Origin of the sequence: Streptomyces sp. 13-12-16, from assembly GCF_002114215.1 — a bacterium.
GTDB lineage: Bacteria > Actinomycetota > Actinomycetes > Streptomycetales > Streptomycetaceae > Streptomyces.
The window spans coordinates 1-3,910 of sequence record NZ_NCTE01000607.1; the positions used below are offsets into that span (position 1 = coordinate 1).

The window sequence follows — 3,910 nt, forward strand, 5'->3', positions numbered from 1 at the left end:
CCCCGCCCGCCCGGGGGGCGGCGGGCTCCCGTGGACGGGTGGCGCCCCCGGGCGTGTCCGGCCGGGGTGACCGGTTCCGGGTGAGGCCGTGCGTCCGGCACGGCCCGCGTGCCGGACGTGTGTGCGACGGCGTCCGTCCGGTGCGCCCGGCTGGTTCGGCCGGGCGCGCCCGCGCCGTCAGAACTTCGGTGCCGGTGTCTGTGACCGCACCAGCTCCGCCGCCTCCTGTTCCGTCTGCACCGAGGGCGGCGAGCCCTCGAGCGGCTGCTGGGCCGTCTCCTTCATGCAGGCCACCGCGATGACGCCGACCAGGGCCGCGGCCATCGAGTAGTACGCCGGCATCATGTCCGAGCCGGTCGCGCCGATGAGGGCCGTGATGACCAGCGGTGTCGTGCCGCCGAACAGGGACGCCGACAGGTTGTAGCCGACCGACAGGGAGCCGTAGCGCACCGGCGTCGGGAACATGGCCGGCAGCGCCGCCGACATGGTGCCCAGCAGGCAGACCAGGGACAGGCCGAGCATCAGCATGCCGCCCGAGACGGCGAGCAGACTGCCCTGCTGCACCAGCAGGAACGCCGGGGCGGACAGGACGAAGAAGCCCAGCATGCCGGTCATCAGCAACGGCTTGCGGCCGAACCGGTCGTTCAGCCGGCCCACCTGGTTGATGATCAGCATCAGCAGCACCATGGTGGCCACCAGGATCAGCAGACCGTGGGTCTCGCTGTAGTGCAGCTCGTCCGACAGGTACGTCGGCATGTACGACAGCAGCATGTAGTCGGTGATGTTGTACGCGCCGACCAGCGCGATGCACAGCACCAGCGTCGGCCAGTGCTGCCGGAAGATCTTGGCGAGGTCGCCGTGGACGGTGGTCTCCACCGCGTTCACGGCCTCGGTGACGTGGACGTTGCCCTGCTCCAGCTTCAGGTACGCCGGTGTGTCGTCCAGCTTCAGCCGCAGGTAGATGCCGACGATGCCCAGCGGCCCGGCGACCAGGAACGGGATGCGCCAGCCCCAGGCGTCCATCGTGTCGGAGCCGAGCCAGGCGGTGAGGGCCGTGACCAGGCCCGCCGCGCCGGTGTACCCGGCCAGCGTGCCCAGTTCGAGGAAGCTGCCGAAGTAGCCGCGCCGCTTGTCCGGGGCGTACTCCGCGATGAAGGTGGAGGCACCGCCGTACTCGCCGCCGGTGGAGAATCCCTGCAGCAGGCGGAAGAGGATCAGCAGCAGCGGTGACCAGAAGCCGACGGCCGCGTAGGTCGGGAGCATGCCGATGGCGGCGGTGCCGATCGCCATCAGGATCATCGTCAGCGCGAGGACCTTCTTGCGGCCGACCTTGTCGCCCATCGGTCCGAAGACCATTCCGCCGAGCGGCCGCACCAGGAAGGCGACGGCGAAGGTGGCGAAGGACGACAGCAGCTGCGCGGTGTCGCTCCCGGAGGGGAAGAAGACGCGGCCGATGGTGCCGGCCAGATACGCGTAGATGCCGAAGTCGAACCACTCCATGGCGTTGCCGAGCGAGGCCGCCTTCACCGCTCGCTTGACCGCCCGCTCGTCCGTCACCGTGATGTCCGACCGGCGCAGGGGCGGGTTCCGCCGGCGGCGGACGGCGCGGAACAGGGCGGGGTGGCGCCTGACCGCCTCGGAAGGGGGCGTGGGCTCGCTGTCGATGGGGGACGTGGCCGGGTTCCTTTCCAGGTCATGCCGTAGCAAACGGAACGTACCAGCGTCTTCGGGGTGACGCCGGGAAGCTTGCTCAGGATCGCTTCTTCCCGGTGATCGCCCTGATACGCAGGTGTGCGGACGGGCCGGTTCTCACCCGTGTGCCTCCGCTGCGCTGGTCGCCCGGGCGGACCGGTGATGCGGTGGGAGGACAAGGGCGGAAAGCGCCCGGGGCAGGCCGGCACCGGGGCGCTCGTCCCATCCTCAGGAGGTACTCGTGACCACCCCTCGCCCGATCGTCTGCTCGTCCCGTGTCCTGGCCGCCGTACTGGCCACCGGGACCCTGCTCACCACGGCGGCCTGTTCCAGCGCGGAGGACAGCGCCTCGACCGGGTCGGAGACCGCCGGCGCGGCCGTCGAACGGGCCCTCGCGGCGCAGACCGAGTCGCCCACGTCCCCGCAGTCGTCACCGACCTCGTCGCCGACGTCGTCGCCCGCCTCGGAGCTCACCGAGACCGGCGCGCGGAACGCGCTGATCACCGGGGAGGACCTCGAGGACGGCTGGACGCAGGTCGAGAACCCGCAGGAGTGGCGGGACTCCCTGCTCGTCGGACAGGTCGACGTGGCCGCCTTCCTCCAGGGGAAGAGCGACGCCTCGGACTGCCAGCAGCTGGTCGACTCGCTGTACGACGAGACCCTGCTGGGCAGTCCGTCCGGGGCGTCGGCGCTCAACGGGTTCGAGGAGGGTGACTCCCGGCTGCTCTACCAGGTCGCCGCGTACCAGAAGTCCGAGCTCGACGAGTCGATGAAGTGGCTGCGGTCGCTTCCCGACACCTGTGACCAGTTCACCGTGAGCGGCGGTGACAGCGGTGACCGCACCGTCCAGGTCGTCGACATGGCCCTGCCCGAGGAGGGCGACGCACGACAGGGACTGACGGTGACGATGAAGGGCGAAAGCGGGGGTGAGCCCGTGACCCTCACCCTGGACGTGGCCGTCGTCCAGGTCGGCGCGAACGCGATCACGGTCACCAACGGCGGGCTCGCCGGCGCCGACCACGACACCACCTCGACCGCCGTCGAGCAGGGCACACCGCGGCTTCAGGCGGTCCTCGCCGGCCGCACACCGACGCCCACTCCCAGCGGAGTCGAGTGACCGAGGGGCCGTAGGCGGGACCGGGCGCGCGGAGACGACCGCGAGGGCGGCCCGTTCACCCGCCCGGCCCCTCTGACGGTGCTGGGCCACTTGGCCGCATGCAGTGTCGTGACAGCAGTCGTCCCCCTCGAAGAGAGAGCTGTCATGAAGTTCATACGGCACGTCTCCGCCCGGCGGTCACTCCCCCTGGCCGTCCTCGTCCCCGCCGCGGCCCTGCTGGCCGCCGGCCCGTCCCCGGCGTCCGAGAGCGGCGGGAGCGCCGGCACCGGCGCGGGCACCAGGCCGACCGTCGTGCTGGTGCACGGTGCCTGGGCGGACGACTCGGGCTGGTCCGAGGTCATCCGGAGCCTGCAGGCGGAGGGCTATCCGGTGGTCGCCACCGCGAACCCGCTGCGGGGTCTCACCGGCGACTCCGCCTACCTCGCCGCCCGGCTGAGGACGATCGAGGGCCCGGTCGTCCTCGTCGGCCACTCCTACGGCGGGGCCGTCATCACCAACGCGGCGGCCGGCAACCCGAACGTCGAGTCCCTCGTCTACATCGCGGCGTTCGCGCCGGACAAGGGCGAGACGGCCCTGGAGCTGGCCGCCAGGTACCCCGGCAGCCGTCTGACGGACGACCCCGACGCCCCCCTCCCCACCGCCCTGGCCGCGGTTCCGCTCGGCGGTGGCCCGACCGACGTCGACACGTACATCAAGCCGGACAAGTTCAGTGACGTCTTCCTGAGCGACCGGCTGGAGGCGGACCGGGCCGCCGCGCTGGCCGCCAGGCAGCGCCCCGCGCACGTGGCGACCAGCGCCGAAGCGACCCGGGCGGTCGCGTGGAAGACGATCCCGTCCTGGTATCTCGTCGCCACCGACGACCGCACCATCGGCACGGACAACCTGCGTTTCATGGCCGAGCGGGCCGGCTCGACCACCGTCGAGGTCGACGCCCCGCACGCGGTGCCGGAGACCGACCCGGACGAGGTGACCGACCTGATCCTGCGGGCGGCGCACGGCTCCCGTCCCGCCCTCGCCGCGACCGGCGCGGGCAATGGGGCCGCGACCCTCGGCGGCACGGCGGTCCTGGCCGTCGCCGGTGGCACGGCCCTCGTGGCCCGG

The 3,910-nt window shown here is 72.0% G+C and carries 3 protein-coding genes; 2 read left to right on the forward strand and 1 reads right to left on the reverse strand.

The genetic code is table 11. From position 1 onward, the window contains the following. Positions 1-177: 177 nt before the first annotated feature. The gene (locus B7767_RS24095; RefSeq protein WP_085574042.1) at positions 178-1,692 is read right to left on the reverse strand and encodes an MFS transporter; all 1,515 of its coding nucleotides are present in this window, start codon (positions 1,690-1,692) and stop codon (positions 178-180) included. A 241-nt stretch (positions 1,693-1,933) separates the two neighbouring features. Here B7767_RS24095 and B7767_RS24100 point away from each other — a divergent pair, with 241 nt between their 5' ends. Beyond that, positions 1,934-2,809, forward strand: a complete 876-nt coding sequence (locus tag B7767_RS24100; protein WP_085574040.1) for a hypothetical protein — start codon at positions 1,934-1,936, stop codon at positions 2,807-2,809. A 144-nt stretch (positions 2,810-2,953) separates the two neighbouring features. After that, positions 2,954-3,910, forward strand: a 957-nt coding sequence (locus tag B7767_RS24105; RefSeq protein WP_085574041.1) for an alpha/beta fold hydrolase, incomplete at its 3' end; no start/stop codon positions are given.